This is a genomic window from Saccharopolyspora pogona (assembly GCF_014697215.1).
Classification (GTDB): Bacteria; Actinomycetota; Actinomycetes; order Mycobacteriales; family Pseudonocardiaceae; genus Saccharopolyspora; species Saccharopolyspora hattusasensis.
This window is the reverse complement of record NZ_CP031142.1, coordinates 8,816,920-8,832,723: the sequence shown is the minus strand read 5'-3', so window position 1 is coordinate 8,832,723 and position 15,804 is coordinate 8,816,920. Positions and strand designations below refer to the sequence as shown.

The window sequence follows — 15,804 nt, the reverse complement described above, 5'->3', positions numbered from 1 at the left end:
ACCGGTCAGGCCTCGGCCCTCCGGGCCTTCTGGTTCTCGTGCTTGCGGACCGCGAAGTCGTAGGCGTCGTCGAGCATTCCCCGAACCGCGTCGGTGGTTTCCGGGCCCGGGTTCACCACGCACACCCAGTGCTGGGAGGCATAGTGCGGGTGGGGCATCACCTGGTCCCGCACAGAGTAGTCGAAGCCGGTGTCGAGCACGCCTCGCTCGTCCCGGCACGTGGGCGCGGCACCGAACCGCTCGGTGTAGGCGCTCCTGGTCAGGCCGATGTTGATCCGGTAGGCCCCCGGGCGGCTGAGTTCGGAGACCGAGTCGTAGTTGTCGCCGGTCACGATCGTCGCGAACAGGAACCAGCGGTCGTCGGGGAGATCACCGTCCGGGTCGTAGCTGAAGAACTTGTCCCCGGAATTCTCGACGGCTCGGACCCCGTCGAAGTTCTCCTCGATGTAGTGCGTCATGGCGGTGGCGTCCACCCGGTGACCTCCTCGAACCTTCCTGGCATCGACCCTTCAAGTTTCTCATTGAAGCTGCAGTTGAGGATTTTCCGCGACAGCACCTTCAAATCGACTGATCACTGCTCGGCAATCTTCAAATCGCAGTTCGGTCCGCACCGAGCGGCGAATGCCGGGTTCCGGGCGCGCGGCAGCTCCTGGTACTTCTTGCTCATGCACGCACCAGAGCTGATGCTGGGGATCGACGTCGGGACGACGGCCGTCAAGGTCGCCGCCTTCAGCCTGGACGGGGAACCGGTCGCCGCGCACACGACGGGCTACCCGATCGCCCGGCCCCGGCCGGGCTGGGCCGAGCAGGACCCGCTCGACTGGTGGCGCGGGTGCGAGGCCGGCATCCGCGCCGTCCTCGCCGGACTCCCCGCGAACGCAGTGCGGTCGGTCGGCGTGGTCAGCCAGGTGAACACCCACGTGTTCGTCGACGAGCGGCTGGAGCCGCTGGCACCGGCGATCATCTGGCAGGACCAGCGCTGCGCCGAGGTCGCCCGCGAGCTCGACGCGCGGTTCACCCCGGCGGAGAAGACCCGGATCTGGGGCGGACCGATCGTGCTCGACGCGTCGTTCGTCGGGTCGCGGGCGGAGTGGTTCGCCCGCACCGAACCGGCGCAGTGGGCGCGCACCCGGTGGGTGCTCAGCCCGAAGGACTTCGTGGTCGCCAGGCTCACCGGCCGGTTGGCGACGGACCAGCTCTCCGGGGTGCGCGTCGCCGGTTCCGCCGGATACCTCCCGGAAGCCGTCGGGCTCGTCGACGGGCTCGCCGGGAAGCTGCCGGAAATCCTCGAACCCGAGGCGCCGGTGGAACGGGCAAAGGAGGCCGCGCTTCTCTCCGCCGAGGTGTCGGTGGGCACGATGGACGCGTTCGGCGCGGTCTTCGGCACCCGGACGACCGCGGCCGGTCGCGGCATGGTGTCGTGCGGGACGTCGCTGGTGGTCGCAGGCGCATCGCGGGAGTCGGCGCCGGTCGGGGAAGTCGTCACGTTCCCGCCGAGGAACGGGCTCTTCGTGCACGCTGGGCCGACGCAGGCCGCGGGCGAAGCGCTGCGCTGGTGGTGCGGGGTCGCGGGGCTGAGCATCGAGGAGGTGCTCGCCTCGGCGGCGACCGGCGCGCCGGGAGCGGTCTTCACCCCGCACCTGATGGGCGAGCGCGCGCCGCTGTGGGATTCCGACGTCCGCGGCAGCTTCTTCGGGCTGAGCTCGGCGACGTCGACGGCCGACATGTCCCTGGCGGTGCTGCAAGGCGTGGCCATGTCCGGTCGGCACGTGCTTGAGCCGGTGGAGCGGGCGTGCGGAATCCCGTTGCCATCCTTGACCTTCTCCGGCGGCGGCGCGCGAAGCGACCTGTGGACGCAGATCCACGCGGACGTCCTGCAGCGCCCCATCGAGCGGCTGCGGGTGAACGACAGCGCAGTGCTCGGCGCGGCCATGCTGGGCGCCGTCGCCGCAGGTGCCTACCCTGACGTCGAGACCGCTGCCGCCGCCACCGTCGCGGTGGACCGGGTCTTCACCCCCTCCCCCGGCGCCGAGCGCCTCACGCCCCTGTACGAGGCGTACCGCAGCTCGCACGACGCCCTGCGCGGCCTCCACGACCACCTCGCGGAATGGCGATCGGAGAACACCCCGCCGCCGGCCTGAGACCCGGCCTGTCACATCTCGGCACGCTGCCTCGTCCTGTCCGGGAAAGCACGGATCACCCGACCGGACAGGGAGCGAACATGATCGAACCGTGGTGGCCACTTGCGGTGCTGGCCCTCATCCACTTCGGCGATGCGCTGCTGTGCATCAAGCCCGTGGGATTCGTCCGCCGGTGCCTCGTCGACGTGGGCTTCCCCGAGCGGTACTGGCGGCTGCTGCCGCTGCTGAAGTTCGCGGCCGCCGCCGGTCTGGTCATCGGCATCTGGTTCCGCCCGTTGGCGATCCTGACCAGCGCGGCACTCGTCTGCTACTTCCTGATCGCGTTCACATCGCACATCCGCGCCCGCGACTTCGGCCGGAACCTGTTCCTGAACTGCACCGGCATGCTCGCCGCCTGCACCGCGGCGCTGGCGTTCGCGATCGCCGCCTGACGCCCGTCCTCATTGGATGATCATCGCGCTATACCCCGTTTCGCACCGGGTCAAACCCGTGAAACGGGAACGTTTGGTGATCAGCGTTGCGGGCCAACCACGGGACGTGGACGATTCCGGCGGCCGGGGCGGTGTCGCAGTGGCGATACCTCGCGGCCTGCGCGTCGCCGCCGCCGTGGGATGGCGACTGCTGGTGCTGGTCGCCGTTGTCTGGGTGCTGTGGCAGGTTTTCAGCCTGCTCTACGGCGAAGTGATGTCGGTGGCGGTGGCGGCGCTGCTGGCGGCGCTGATGTCCCCGGCGGTGCACTGGCTGGTCCGCAAGGGGCTGAACCGCACGCTGGCGACCACGCTGGTGCTCGTCGGCGGGCTCGCCGCGCTCGGCGCCGTGCTGGCCGTGGTGATCAACACGCTCGTGGCGGGACTGTCCGGGCTGAGCGAACAGCTGGTGGCCAGCTTCCAGCAGATCCACGACTGGCTGATCCGGGGGCCGTTGAGCCTGAGCCAGCAGGAGCTCAACCAGGTCTTCCAACAGCTTTCGGAAGCCCTGCGGATCGACCGGGGCGGCCTGCCGACGACCGCGCTGGCGACCACCGGCACCCTGCTGAGGTTCCTCGCCGGCGTGCTGCTCGGCCTGTTCACGCTGTTCTTCTTCCTCCGCGACGGCGACTCGATCTGGTCGTTCCTGGTGCGGGTCACGATGCCGCGCACGATCCGCTTCCGCGTGCACAACGCGGGGCGGCAGGGATTCATCACGCTCGTCGCCTACGTTCGCGCGACCGCGGCGGTGGCGTTCATCGATGCCGCCGTGATCGGCATCGGCGCCACCGTGCTCGGCGTGCCGCTGCCCTTCGTGCTCGCCGTGCTGATCTTCCTCGGCGCCTTCGTGCCCTACATCGGCGCGGTCGTCACCGGCAGCCTGGCGGTGCTGGTCGCCTTGGCCGCCAACGGCGTGGTCAACGCGCTGATCCTGCTGGCCGTGGTCGTCTGCGTGATGCAGCTGGAAGGGCACGTGCTGCAACCGCTGCTGCTCGGGCACGCCGTGCGGCTGCACCCGCTGGCCGTCGTGCTCAGCGTGACGGCCGGTTTCACCCTCGCCAGTGTCGGCGGTGCGGTCCTGGCCGTGCCGCTGGTCGCCACGGCGAACACCGTCATCCGCGCCCTCCACACTCAGGCGGGCGCGGTCCCGGAGCACGGCGGCAACGGACACCAGCAGCCATGACGCAGGAATGGCCACGCAGCGGAACGGGTAATCCCGGTTGACCAGCGCCGCGCACCGAGGTCGGCTGGCGCAGCGCGCGGTGGCCAGGATGCTTCGCAGGCAGCGTCGGTCCTGCCGCTGCCGCAGGTTGGGCTGGTTGCCGGGCCGGGTCAGACCCGGACGACGTCGGCGGTGATGATGCCGGTCGAGCCGAGCTGCCGCCTCCGCCGCCGGGTGCCCCAAGGGCCCCGCACCGCGATCAGGTCGCTCGGAACCGGGCAAGCACGCCGGCCCTCGACCGGCCGGTGGAGCGCGTCGTTGCCGGACGTGGCGTGACTGGGCACAATCCTCACCCCGAGAGTGGTGTTATCGGCTGGAGATCGCAGCGGGCGGACATGCGCTGCCGAAACCATTGTGCAACACGAGACCGATGTGGTAACGCCCGGGCGGCACACCCGACGCCATCAGGTGTTTCCGACACAGCGGGAGGCGCTCCCGCACCACCGCCAGCGGCGCGTCTCCGGCAGGGGAGCCGGGCTGATGCCGTCGCTGGACGAGGTGCTCGCCGAGTTCCCGCGCGAACCGCTGCTGCTGCACATCAAGAGCGACGACCCGGCCGAAGGCGAGGCGCTGGCCCGACGACTGTGCGAATTGGACGGTCAGCGACTCGCGCGCCCGTTCTTCAAACCCCGCCGGATCGCTGGTCAGCAGGGTCTTCCCCTGATCAGTGGCCGGGGGACAAAGCAGGCAGTCCGAATGGGTCACCGACGATCACGGCGCGAAACACGTCGGCCGGGGGTGACACACATTGGTGGCCCCGCGCTGCTGGAAGGCCGCAGGCAGGGCAGATTCCCAGTCGCACCAACCCCTTCACCAACGGGAGAAGCAAATGCGTACGACCGCCAAACTCGTCCTCGCCGCTGCGGCGTCGACCGGCCTCCTGCTCGGCGCCCAGGGCATCGCCAGCGCCGACGAGGAGCCCACCTTCCAGCTGCCGAGCAATGTCAGCGCCTTCCTCGAAGAGAACCCCACCGCCGAATCGGGCTTCCAGATCCTGCCCGCCTTTGATTCGCAGCAGCAGCCGCAGCAGCAGCCGCAGCAGGAGCAGCAGCAGCAGGAGCCGCAGCAGCAAGAACAGCAGCAGCCGCAGCAGCAGGATGACGAGGGATAGCCTGGGACCGCCTGGGGCGGGGGCATCTCGGGACAGCAGTGACGTCGGTGTGACCCCCACAGCCTGATCGCAGCGACGAACCTTCGAGGGGCGCCCCCCACGGCGCCCCTCGAAGGCTGTCACGGGCCTGGTCAGGCGGCCGATTCCACCTCGTCTGCCGGAGCAGGCGATCTTCTCGCCCGCTAGACGAGTTCGTCGTCCTCGGCGGCTCGGGTATAGATGGTTTCCCCGCGCAGGACCGTGCACAGGCAGCGCGGCAGCGGGGCGTCCGGGGAGAGGTCCGGCAGGCCCGGCACACCCGCCCGCGGGTCGGTGGACCACCGCTGCACCCGCGAATCAGGTGCCGCCACAACGAGATTCCCGGCTTCCCACACCGCGTAGGTCGCAGGCGCACCGGGAACCAACGTGCCGGTGACGCCGTCGTCGACCCCGGCGGCTCGCCAACCGCCCCGGGTGTGCGCCGTGAACGCGGCACGCGGTGAGATGCCGAAACCGGCGGTGCGGTGGTGCACCGCGGCCTGGACCGCGCGCCACGGGTCGACCGGCGTGACCGGTGCGTCCGAACCGAACGCCAGCAGCACGCCGTCGGCGGCGAGCTTCGAGAACGGGTTGAGCCGGGTGCCGCGCCCGACGCCGAGGCGCCGCGCGTACATGTCGTGGGAACCGCCCCAGGTGGCGTCGAAGGACGGCTGGACCGACGCCACCACGCCGAACCTGCCCAGTTCGGCGGCCTGGTGTTCGTCGACCATCTCCAGGTGCTCCAGCCGGTGGCGCAGGCTCGCCAGCGCCGGAGCACCCACGATCTCGGCCGCCTTGCGGAAGCCGTCGCAGACCTCGGCCACCCCGGCATCGCCGATCACGTGGAATCCCGCCTGGATCCCGGCGCGCGTGCACTCCACCAGGTGCTCGGCCACCGCGTGCGCGTCGAGGTAGAGCACGCCCGCCGTGGTCCGGTCGTCCGAGTAGGGCTCACGCAGCGCCGCGGTGCGCGAACCGACCGCACCGTCGACGAAGAGATCACCGGCCAGGCCGCGGACACCGAGCTCGCGGGCCCGGTCCACCGCGCCCAGTTCGCCCCAGTAGCCGACGACCTCCGGCACGCCGCCCTGCGCCGCAAGCGCCAGCAGGTCCGCCAGGTCGTCCGCCCCGGAGATGTCCGGCCCGCCGCATTCGTGCACGCACGCCACGCCCCGCGAGGCCGCGTGCCGCAGGAAGGCCAGCTGCGCTTCCTGGCGCTGCGCGGCACCGAGGGCTTCTCGTGCGGCGCGGCGGACGTGGTGGTGCGCGACGCGCGTCAGCGGGCCTTGCTCGCTCCAGCCTTCGGCCCCGCGGGCCAGCGGCGCCCGGCCCACCAGCGCCGTGGACACCAGCGCGGAATGCACATCGATCCGGGACAGGTACACCGGCGCGCCGCCCGCGGCGCCGTCGATCTCGTCGCGGGTCGGGGGTCGCCGCTCCGGCCACCACGTCTCGTCCCACCCGTGGCCCCACACCAGCGTGCCCGGGTACTCCGCCACGTGATCCCGCAGTGCGTGCAGGAATTCCGTCAGCGACGCGCAACCGGTCAGGTCGAGGCCGTTGAGCAGCAGGCCGGTCGAGGTCGCGTGCACGTGCGCGTCGACGAAGGCAGGCGCCACGAACGCGCCTTCGAGGTCGATGATCTCGGCGTCGGGATGCAGCGCACGGCCGGCCTCGTCGGTGCCGACCCACGCGATGGTGCCATCGGTCACGGCCATCGCGGTGGCACCGGCGTCGGCGGGCGAGTGAATCCGCCCACCGAGCAACAACGTGGTCTCGGACATGTCCTTCGTGCTTCCCCGTTCCGGGTTTTCCATCTGCGCAGGTCGAGATCGGTCGAAGGCGTCGACGCACGATCCCGCGATCGAACCGGCCCCCAGCGCGAACCCGGCCGCGATCGTTCTGGCGAGCTTACCCGCCCACCGGCACCAGCTGACGCCGACGGCGACCGATCACCGGCGCGGGCGCCCGTCCGGTCGTTCTGCCTGCGCAGACCGCTGCGGGGGAAGCAGTTCCGGGCCGGCCGCGGCGGGCTCGTCGTCCTCGGTGACCGAAACCACCTCGCCGTCGATGACGTCGCCGCCGGGCGCGGTCGCGCCCTGCCGGCGGTAGGCCTGCTGGGTGTGCAGCCACATCTGGTCCTGCATCGCCTTCGACCGCCGCTCCGCCGCGCGCAGCATCCGCTTTCGCAGCACGGCGCGGACCGGTGGCAGCAGGCACAGCAGGCCGACCACGTCGCTGAGGAACCCCGGAAGGATGATCAGAATGCCCGCGGCGGCGATGAGCACGCCGTCGGAGAGCTCCCTCTCCGGAGGCCGTCGCTGGCGCGTGGCTTCGCGGAACTCCTGCAGGGTCCGGCGGCCCTGCCAGCGCAGCAGCCAGCTGCCCAGCACGGCGGCGGCGACCAGCAGGCCGATGGTGGGCAGCACCCCGATCGCCTGGCCGATGGCGACCAGCACGGCGAGTTCGACCACACCGGCGACGAGGAGAAGGGCGAGGATCTGCACGGCGCGGAGACCTCCTGTCGGTGGCAGTCACCCGGTTCAACGAACCAGACGCCGCAAATGCTCCCAAAACCCGCAGAGGTGATGAAGGCCGCCGCGCGGCGGCCCCATAGACTTCCACGCGATGCTGGCGCACAAGTCGAAACCACTGATCCTGCTGCTGGTCGGCACCGTGCTCGCGCTCGCGGTGTTGATCAGCGACCAGTACCTGCCGGGATTGCCGCTGCAGCCCAAGCAGCTCCCGGCCGCGGTGGTGACACTCGGCGACAGCACGATGTCCGGCGAAGGCGGCGGCAACTACGAGGCCGGCACCAACGGCGAGCAGGACAACTGGTGCCACCGTTCGGCCGCCGCGCCGGTCAACCAGCTGCGGCTGCCGCCCGCCGTGACCCGCATCAACCTGGCTTGCTCAGGCGCGCGGACCGATCTGGTGGGCGCGACCCCGAAACCCGGCCACGCCGAGGGTTCCCAGTCGCAGCGGCTGGCCGAGCTGGCGCGGCGCTACCGGATCACCGACGTCGTGGTTCAGGTCGGCGCGAACGACGACCCGGGCTTCACCGAAGTCGTCAACCAGTGCGTGGAAGCCTGGGTGCGGCAGGCCCCGGACGGTTGCGCGGCGCCGCTGCGCACCGCGTGGCCGCAGCGCGTGGAGCGGATGAAGCCGAAGGTGCTGGGCGCGCTGCACGACATCCGGGCGGCGATGGACAGCGCGGGTTACACGCCGAGCAGCTACTCGCTGATCGTGCCGTCCTACGCCTCGCCGGTCGGCCCCGGGGTCAAGCCCGAGCTGCAAGACCTGTCCGGCTGCCCGTTCCTGACCGGCGACCTGGAGTGGATCCGGGACACCGGGGTGCCGCAGTTGTCGGCCGGGCTGCGGGAGGTCGCGCGGCAGGCGGACGCCCGGTTCCTGGACCTGTCCCGGGCGGGCTCCGGGCACGAGGCGTGCACCGGGAACCCGCGCACGGCAGAGGGCGAGTGGTTCACCCGGCTGACGGTCGACTGGCCGAGCCTCCAGGACGAGCGGCGCGCGCCGCATGCGATGCAGGAATCGTTCCACGCCAACGCCGCCGGGCACACACAACTGGGCCACTGCCTCGGCGAGTTCATGGCCACCGATGCCCCGACGGCGATGTGCCTGCCGGACGAGCGCGGCAACCTGAGGCCGGTCCCGGAACAACTCGCGGCCGCCCAAGCCCACCCATAATCCTGCGACAAGGGCTCGTGAGCGTTTTCAGGCGCTACAGCACCGAAAATCACTCACGGGCCCTGGTCGGCTGAAAGCCCCGATCAGATCGCCGGGGGGCGGTTCTCGAACGGGGTCGACAGCACCACCGTCGTTCGGGTGGACACCTTCGCCGCCTCGCGGATCTGCCGGAGCAGTTCCTCCAGTCCCAGCGGCGACGCCACCCGCACCTGCAGTATGTAGGACTCGTCGCCGGCCACCGAATAGCACGACTCGATCTGCGGAAGGTGCTCCAGCCGTTGCGGGTAGTCGTCCGGCGCGGCCGGGTCGATCGGGGTCAGCGAGATGAACGCGGTCAGCGGCAACCCGATCTGGTCACCGTCCACTTTGGCCGTGTAGCCCTGCAGGGCACCGCGCTGCTCCAAGCGGCGAACCCGCTGGTGCACGGCGGAAACGCTCAAACCGACGCGTTCGGCCAGATCGGTGAAGCTGCACCGGCCGTCCCGCGCGAGTTCGCGCAGGATGGTCCGGTCGGTGCCTTCCAGGACGCCTGGCGTCGCGGACCTGTCGCTCACGCCGGCAACACCATCAACTCGTGCGGCTGGTTGTTCACGCTCTCCACGCCGTCCTCGGTGACGATGACGATGTCCTCGATCCGCGCGCCCCAGCGCCCCGGCTGATAGATGCCCGGCTCGACGCTGAACGCCATGCCCGCCTCCAGCGGCAGGGCGTTGCCGCCGACGATGTAGGGCTCCTCGTGCACGTCCAGCCCGATGCCGTGCCCGGTGCGGTGCACAAAGAACTCGCCGAACCCGGCGGCGGCGATCGGCTCGCGGGCGGCGGCGTCGATCGACTCGGCGGTCGCGCCCGGCCGCACCGCCTCGACCGCGGCGCGCTGCGCGGCCTCCAGCACTGCGTAGGTCTCGCGGACGTCCGCCTGCGTGGGCTCGCCGATCGCGTAGGTGCGGGTGCAGTCGGAGTTGTAGCCTTCGGCGTTCGGGCCGCCGATGTCGATGACGACCACGTCGCCGCGCTCGATCACCCGGTTCGACACGGCGTGGTGCGGGCTGGCGCCGTTCGGTCCCGAGCCGACGATGACGAACGCCGCCTCGGTGTGGCCCTCTTCGAGGATCGCGGCGGAGATGTCGGCGCCGACCTCGGCCTCGGTCCGGCCCGGCTTGAGGAACTCGGCCATCCGGGCGTGCACCCGGTCAATGGCGGCCCCGGCCTTGCGCAGCGCCTCGATCTCGGCGGCGTCCTTGCGCATCCGCAGTTCGCGCAGCACGGTCCCGGCCAGCACCTGTTCGGCGTCGGGCAGGGCATCGCGCAGCGGGAGCACGTGCCGCGCGGGCATCACGTCGGCGACGGCCAACCGGGCGGGCGCCCCGCCGCGGCTGGCCAGGTCGGCCACCATCGCGTGCGGGTCCTGGCCGTCGACCCAGGTCACGACGTCGATGCCGAGCTCGGCCAGCGGGATGTCGGCGAAGCCGGGCTCCTCCAGCTTCGGCAGCACCAGCGCGGGCCGGCCGCCGGCCGGCAACACCAGGCAGGTCAGCCGTTCGTGCGACTCCCCGCCCGCGCCGAGGAGGTAGCGCAGATCGGAACCGGGCGTGATCAGCAGCGCGTCGAGTTCCGCCGCGGCAGCAGTTTCGGCGGCTTTGATGAGCCGGGCCGCGAACACTGATGGATCCTGCTTAATCGAGACGGTGGCCATGGCTCCCAAGCCTAACCCCGGGGCGGCGACCCGCCGCCCCGGCTGGTCCAGTTCGCGCCGCGCGGCGCCGAGTCAGGCCGGGGCCTTGTCCAGGTCCTGTTCGAGCAGGGCGACGAGGTCGTCCAGGGCCGCCTCGTCGCTGCCGGACAGCTCGACCTCCTCGCCGTGCTGGGCGCCCAGGGACATCAGGCCGAGCATGCTGCCCGCGTCGACTGGCTCACCGGCCACGCCGTCGACGACCTTGGCGATCGTGACGGTCGCGGCTTGCGCGGCAGCGGCCTTCGCGAGCAGTGCGGCCGGGCGGGCGTGCAGGCCGACCGAAGAGGCGATGCGGACTCGACGTTGCATGGCTTGTTCCTCCGAATGTGGTTTGGCGAAGCCGGGTTCAGGCCGGGACGGCGGCCGCGGCTTCGGGAGCCGGCTGCTCGACGGCCGGGCGGCCGAGCTGCTTGGCGAACAGCACCGCCACCGCTGCCACCACGACGCCGACGACGATCGCGGCCAGGTAGGCCAGCGGGTTGCCCACCAGCGGCGTCACGAAGATCCCGCCGTGCGGGGCGCGCAGCGTGGCGCCGAAGGTCATCGACAGCGCACCGGTCGTCGCCGAGCCGATCACGATCGACGGGATCACCCGCAGCGGATCGCCCGCCGCGAACGGGATCGCTCCCTCGGTGATGAACGACGCCCCGAGCAGCCAGGCGGCGCGGCCGCTGGCCCGCTCGGCCGGGGAGAACAGCTTGCCGCGCACCGCCGAGGCCAGGGCCAGTGCCAGCGGCGGGACCATGCCGGCGGCCATCACGGCGGCCATGATCTCCAGCGACGCCGTGGTTCCGATGCTCAGCCCGCCGACGGCGAAGGTGTAGGCGACCTTGTTGATCGGCCCGCCCATGTCGAAGGCGATCATCGCGCCGAGCAGGGCGCCCAGCAGCGCCGCGTTCGCCCCGGACAGGCCGGTCAGCCAGCCGGTGAGCGCCGCCATGGCCACCGCGATCGGCTTGCCGATCAGGACGAACATCAGCGCGCCCACCACCAGCGAACCGAGCAGCGGCAGCACCACCACCGGCATGATCCCGGCGACTCCGCGCGGCACCTTGATCCGCTTCAGCCCGGCGATCACGGCACCGGCCAGCAGACCGGCGACGAGCCCGCCCAGGAAGCCCGCGCCGACGGTCACCGCCACCGCGCCGCCGACGAAGCCGGGGGCGATCGCGGGCCGGTCGGCGATGGCGAAGGCGATGAACCCGGCCAGCACCGGCACCAGGAACTCGAAGGCCAGCGTGCCGATCTGGTTGAACAGGGCGGCCCAGCTGACCAGGCTCGCGGCGTCGAAGTTGCCGGTGACCGGCGGCGCGTCGGTGATCTGGTAGCCGCCGAGCGCGAAGCTCAGCGCGATCAGCAGACCGCCGGCGGCCACGAACGGGATCATGTAGCTGACGCCGGTCATCAACCACTGCCGCAGCCGGGTGCCGAAACCGGTGCCGGCGAAGACCTTGCTGGCCAGTTCCGGCTCTTCGGCGGCGGATTCGGACGCGCCGGCGGGTTCGGGCGCACCCGCCGGTTGCTCGGCCGCCGCGTCCTTGGCGCGGCCCAGCAGGCCCGCCGCGTCGTTGATGGCCTGCTTCACGGAGGCCTCCACGACCGGTTTGCCCGCGAAGCGGTCCCGGTCCCGCACCCCGACGTCGGCGGCGAAGATCACCGCGTCGGCCGCCGCGATGTCCGCCGCGGACAGCGGCGTCGAACCCGCCGATCCCTGGGTCTCGACCAGCACCTCGTCGCCGGCCGCCTTGGCGGCCTGCTCCAGGGCTTCCGCGGCCATGTAGGTGTGGGCGATGCCGGTCGGGCAGGCGGTGACGGCTACGTACTTCACGGCGTGACCTCCTCACGCACGTACTTGGCGAGCCGCGCCGCGTCGGTCGCGTCGAGCAGCGTCTGCTTGAACTCGGCGCGCACCAGGCGCCGGGCCAGCGCGGCGAGCACCGTCATGTGGTCGGCGCCGCCGCCTGCCGGGGCGGCGATGAGGAAGATGAGCTTGGCCGGGCCGTCTTCGGCGCCGAAGTCGACGCCGGCGGTGCTGCGGCCGAAGGCCAGCGACGGCGCGGTCACCGCCGCGGAGCGGCAGTGCGGGATGCCGATGCCGCCCTCCAGCCCGGTGGGCATCTGCTGCTCGCGGGCTTCGATGTCGGCCAGGAACTGCTCGAGGTCCGTGACGCGGCCGGCGGCCACCAGCCGCTCGGCGAGGTCGCGCACCACGGCTTGCCGGTCGGTGCCGGCCAGGTCCAGTTCCACGAGGTCCGAGGTGATTAGTTCGGTTGTCATGCCGCCACTCCGCTGAGGCTCACTGATTTGTCCACTGTGTCCACTCGCACCCGCAGCGGGCGGACGTCGTCCGGGCCGGGCATGCGGCTGCCCGCCAGCCCGACCGCCGCCGTGCCGTAGGCGACGGCGGTTCGCAAGGCGGTCGGGCCCTTGCCGCCCGCCCGCAGGAATCCGGCGAGCATCGCGTCGCCCGCGCCGACGGTGCTGCGCACCTCGGTCGCGATGCTCGTGGCGTGCCAGGTGCCGGTCTCCGCGACCAGCACCGCGCCCAGCTGGCCGAGGCTCACCAGCACGGTCACCACGCCGCCGGCCCGCAGCCGGTGCGCGACGGCCAGCACGTCGCCGAGGTCGCGCAGCGGCCCACCGGCCAGCTCGGCGAGTTCGGCGAGGTTCGGCTTGACCAGGTCCGGCCGGGCCTGGCAGGCCAGTTCCAGGGGGCGTCCCGAGGTGTCCACGGCGACCATCGCCCCGGCGCGCCGCGCGGCGGCGACGATCCGGGCGTGCAGGTCGTCCGGGCATCCGGCGGGCAGGCTCCCGCAGGTCACCACCCAGTCCGCCCGCCCGGCCAGGTCGGCGGCGGTGCGCTCCATCGCCGCGACCTCGTCCGCGGTGAGCTCCGGGCCGGGCTCGTTGAACTTGCTCGTGGTGCCGTCGGCCTCCACCACGGCGATGTTGCTGCGGGTGGGGGCCTGCACCGGCACCTCCACCACCGGCACCGCCTCCGGCGCCAGCAGCTCGGCCAGCCGCGCGCCCACCGCGCCGCCGGAGGGCAGCACCGCCAGCGTCGGCACGTCGGCCGCGGCCAGCGCGCGGGCCACGTTCACGCCCTTGCCGCCCGGGTCCAGGTGCGCCCGGAGGGCTCGGTGCACCGCACCGGGCACCAGCCGGTCCACCTGGACGGTGCGGTCCAGGCTCGGGTTCGGCGTCACGGTCACGATCACGCCAGCACCACTTCCGCTTCGATCTGCTCGAGCTCGTCGAGTGCCGCCTCGTCGAGGCCCTCGTCGGTCACCACGACGTCGATCTCGGACAGCTCGGCGAACCGGCTGAACTGGTCGTCGCCGTACTTGCTGTGGTCGGCCAGCAGCACCCGCTTGCGGCAGGCGGCCACCATCGCCGCCTTCACCGCGGACTCCGCCGGGTCCGGGGTGGTACAGCCGCGGGCGGCCGAGAAGCCGTTGGTGCCGAAGAACCCCACGTCGATGGTGAGGCCGCGCAGCACGTCGAGCGCCCAGGACTCAACCGTCGCCAGCGTGGTGCCGCGGATCCGCCCGCCGAGCAGGTGCACGTTGTAGTTGTTGCGGATGGCCAGCTGGTTGGCCACCGGCAGCGAGTTGGTGACGACGGTCAGCTCGCGGTCGGCGGGCAGCAGGCCCGCCAGCCGCGCCGTCGTGGTGCCCGCGTCCAGCAGCACGGTGCCCCGGCTGGGCACCCGCTCCAGCGCGGCGCGGGCGATGCGCTCCTTCTCGCTCGCATTGGTCTGGTCGCGCAGCGATACCCCGGGTTCGAAGTCGAGCCGCTCGACCGGGATGGCGCCGCCGTAGACGCGCCGCACCAGGCCTTGGCGTTCGAGCGCGGCGAGATCACGGCGGATGGTCTCGGGTGCCACCTCGAACTCGGCCGCCGCGGCGGTGACGTCGATGCGCCCGTCGCGTCGTGCCCGCTGCGCCAGCAGCTGCTGGCGCTCCGCCCCGTACATGCCCGTTGTCCTCCGGTTAATGTTTGGTGTTGCTTGATTGTGCCCTTTGTTGCCATATTGTCAAGGCTTCGAGAACGCGAGGGAAACCTCCAGCACGGTTGGGAGACGTCCATGTCCACGCTGCAGGGGGTCGGGGTCAGCCCCGGCAAGCGGTCTTCGAGGCGGCCGACGAATTCGCCGAACTGCTTGCCGCCTCCGGCGGTTATCTCGCCGAGCGGGTGCGGGACGTGCACGACGTCCGCGACCGGCTGGTCGCGGAGCTGGCCGGTACCGCCCCGCCCGGTGTGCCGAGCTGACCGGCCCAAGCGTGCTGGCGCGAGACCTCGCCCCGGCACCGCCGACCTGGACCCCGAGCTCGTGCTGGCGCTGGCGACCGAGGAGGGCGGCCCGACCAGCCACACCGCGATTCTGGCTCGGTCATTGGCAGGTCGCGTCGCCCGGCGGCAGGTCGCGCGCACCGGCGGGCGAGGACGTGACAAGCTGGCGAGCTGTGACTGGTCCCCTGATGCTCGTCGATTCGGCCGGGTTGTGGTTCCGCTCGTACTACGCCCTGCCCGATTCGCTGACCGCCCCGGACGGCACGCCGGTGAACTCGGTGCGCGGTTTCTGCGACATGCTCGCCAAGCTGATCATCGACCGGCGCCCGTCGCGGCTGGTGGCGTGCCTGGACAACGACTGGCGGCCGCAGTTCCGCGTCGACGCGCTGCCGTCCTACAAGGCACACCGCGTCGCCGAGGACGACCCCGCGGCCGAAGAGGTCCCGGACACGCTGTCGCCGCAGATCCCGGTGATCCTCGAAGTCCTCGACGCGGCGGGCATCGCCACCGCCGAAGCCGAGGGCTACGAGGCCGACGACGTCATCGGCGCGCTGGCCGACCGCGAGGCCCGGGACCCGGTCGAGGTCGTCACCGGCGACCGGGACCTGTTCCAGCTGGTGCGCACGCAGCCCACCGCGGTCCGGGTAATCTACATCGGCGCAGGCCTGGCGAAGGCGCAGGACTACGGCCCCGCCGAACTCGCGGAGAAGTACGCCCTGCCGGCCGACCGAGCCGGCGACGACTACGCGGAAATGGCGATGCTGCGCGGAGATCCGTCGGACGGGCTGCCCGGGGTGGCCGGCATCGGCGAGAAGACGGCGGCGAAGCTGATCACCCAGTTCGGCTCGCTCGAAGCGCTCCTCGCGGCGGCCGGGAGCGGCGATTCCCGCCTGACCCCGAGGATCCGGGGCAAGCTCGCGGAAGCCGCCGACTACCTGGCCGCGGCCCCGTCGGTGGTCCGGGTGGCCCGCGACGCCCCGGTGGTCCAGGACCGCCCGGATGCGCTCCCACAGTCCCCTGTGGACACCGACCGCCTGCGCGAGCTCCAACGCATCTGGGGCCTGGGTGCCAGCATCGACCGCCTTATCGCGGCCCTGACCCCCTGAGCCGTT

General features: G+C 71.9%; 18 protein-coding genes and 1 pseudogene. 7 read left to right on the top strand and 12 right to left on the bottom strand.

Annotation, left to right across the window (positions count from 1 at the left end; translation table 11 throughout):
* Nucleotides 1-5 precede the first annotated feature (5 nt).
* Nucleotides 6-473, bottom strand: coding sequence for a DUF6194 family protein (locus DL519_RS41725; RefSeq protein ID WP_223840104.1), 468 nt, complete (start codon nt 471-473; stop codon nt 6-8).
* A gap of 192 nt (nt 474-665) precedes the next feature.
* Here DL519_RS41725 and DL519_RS41720 point away from each other — a divergent pair, with 192 nt between their 5' ends.
* From DL519_RS41720 to DL519_RS41710, 3 genes are all read left to right on the top strand, one after another.
* Nucleotides 666-2,141, top strand: a complete 1,476-nt coding sequence (locus DL519_RS41720) for a xylulokinase (RefSeq protein WP_190823178.1) — start codon at nt 666-668, stop codon at nt 2,139-2,141.
* Nucleotides 2,142-2,221: 80 nt separating this feature from the next.
* A complete protein-coding gene (locus DL519_RS41715; protein ID WP_190823175.1) occupies nt 2,222-2,572 on the top strand; it encodes a DoxX family protein in 351 nt (116 codons plus the stop codon).
* A 76-nt stretch (nt 2,573-2,648) separates the two neighbouring features.
* The gene (locus DL519_RS41710) at nt 2,649-3,791 is read left to right on the top strand and encodes an AI-2E family transporter (RefSeq protein ID WP_223840103.1); all 1,143 of its coding nucleotides are present in this window, start codon (nt 2,649-2,651) and stop codon (nt 3,789-3,791) included.
* A gap of 149 nt (nt 3,792-3,940) precedes the next feature.
* On the opposite strand, the gene DL519_RS41705 is transcribed toward DL519_RS41710, so the two are convergent.
* Together DL519_RS41705 and DL519_RS41700 are read right to left on the bottom strand one after the other, a co-directional pair.
* Nucleotides 3,941-4,114 (bottom strand): hypothetical protein, encoded by a 174-nt coding sequence (locus DL519_RS41705; RefSeq protein WP_190823171.1) that lies wholly within the window; start codon nt 4,112-4,114, stop codon nt 3,941-3,943.
* 22 nt (nt 4,115-4,136) lie between these two features.
* Entirely contained in the window at nt 4,137-4,535 is a 399-nt protein-coding gene (locus DL519_RS41700; protein WP_190823169.1) for a hypothetical protein, read from the bottom strand.
* Between the two features lie 124 nt (nt 4,536-4,659).
* Between DL519_RS41700 and DL519_RS41695 the strand changes: the two genes are divergently transcribed.
* A complete protein-coding gene (locus DL519_RS41695) occupies nt 4,660-4,941 on the top strand; it encodes a hypothetical protein (protein WP_190823167.1) in 282 nt (93 codons plus the stop codon).
* Nucleotides 4,942-5,123: 182 nt separating this feature from the next.
* Here DL519_RS41695 and DL519_RS41690 read toward each other — a convergent pair whose 3' ends face one another.
* Nucleotides 5,124-6,743, bottom strand: coding sequence for an amidohydrolase (locus DL519_RS41690; RefSeq protein WP_190823164.1), 1,620 nt, complete (start codon nt 6,741-6,743; stop codon nt 5,124-5,126).
* Between the two features lie 168 nt (nt 6,744-6,911).
* A complete protein-coding gene (locus DL519_RS41685; RefSeq protein WP_190823162.1) occupies nt 6,912-7,466 on the bottom strand; it encodes an FxsA family protein in 555 nt (184 codons plus the stop codon).
* Between the two features lie 121 nt (nt 7,467-7,587).
* Between DL519_RS41685 and DL519_RS41680 the strand changes: the two genes are divergently transcribed.
* The gene (locus DL519_RS41680) at nt 7,588-8,667 is read left to right on the top strand and encodes a GDSL-type esterase/lipase family protein (RefSeq protein ID WP_190823160.1); all 1,080 of its coding nucleotides are present in this window, start codon (nt 7,588-7,590) and stop codon (nt 8,665-8,667) included.
* An 83-nt stretch (nt 8,668-8,750) separates the two neighbouring features.
* On the opposite strand, the gene DL519_RS41675 is transcribed toward DL519_RS41680, so the two are convergent.
* From DL519_RS41675 to DL519_RS41645, 7 genes are all read right to left on the bottom strand, one after another.
* Complete coding sequence (locus DL519_RS41675; RefSeq protein WP_168589726.1) at nt 8,751-9,191, bottom strand: Lrp/AsnC family transcriptional regulator; 441 nt, start codon at nt 9,189-9,191, stop codon at nt 8,751-8,753.
* A gap of 26 nt (nt 9,192-9,217) precedes the next feature.
* The gene (locus tag DL519_RS41670; RefSeq protein WP_190823158.1) at nt 9,218-10,360 is read right to left on the bottom strand and encodes a M24 family metallopeptidase; all 1,143 of its coding nucleotides are present in this window, start codon (nt 10,358-10,360) and stop codon (nt 9,218-9,220) included.
* 72 nt (nt 10,361-10,432) lie between these two features.
* A complete protein-coding gene (locus DL519_RS41665; RefSeq protein ID WP_190823156.1) occupies nt 10,433-10,708 on the bottom strand; it encodes an HPr family phosphocarrier protein in 276 nt (91 codons plus the stop codon).
* A gap of 37 nt (nt 10,709-10,745) precedes the next feature.
* A complete protein-coding gene (locus DL519_RS41660; protein ID WP_190823154.1) occupies nt 10,746-12,227 on the bottom strand; it encodes a PTS fructose transporter subunit IIC in 1,482 nt (493 codons plus the stop codon).
* Entirely contained in the window at nt 12,224-12,676 is a 453-nt protein-coding gene (locus DL519_RS41655; protein ID WP_190823152.1) for a PTS sugar transporter subunit IIA, read from the bottom strand. The genes DL519_RS41660 and DL519_RS41655 overlap by 4 nt, the downstream gene beginning before the upstream one ends.
* Nucleotides 12,673-13,617, bottom strand: a complete 945-nt coding sequence (gene pfkB / locus DL519_RS41650; RefSeq protein WP_190823151.1) for a 1-phosphofructokinase — start codon at nt 13,615-13,617, stop codon at nt 12,673-12,675. The genes DL519_RS41655 and pfkB overlap by 4 nt, the downstream gene beginning before the upstream one ends.
* The gene (locus tag DL519_RS41645; protein WP_190823149.1) at nt 13,614-14,375 is read right to left on the bottom strand and encodes a DeoR/GlpR family DNA-binding transcription regulator; all 762 of its coding nucleotides are present in this window, start codon (nt 14,373-14,375) and stop codon (nt 13,614-13,616) included. Before DL519_RS41645 ends, pfkB begins: the two co-directional genes overlap by 4 nt.
* A 146-nt stretch (nt 14,376-14,521) precedes the next feature.
* Here DL519_RS41645 and DL519_RS41640 point away from each other — a divergent pair.
* Together DL519_RS41640 and DL519_RS41635 are read left to right on the top strand one after the other, a co-directional pair.
* Nucleotides 14,522-14,798 (top strand): annotated as a pseudogene (locus tag DL519_RS41640) (PEP-utilizing enzyme); the annotation flags it as partial.
* A gap of 82 nt (nt 14,799-14,880) precedes the next feature.
* Entirely contained in the window at nt 14,881-15,798 is a 918-nt protein-coding gene (locus DL519_RS41635; RefSeq protein ID WP_190824539.1) for a 5'-3' exonuclease, read from the top strand.
* Nucleotides 15,799-15,804: the final 6 nt, after the last annotated feature.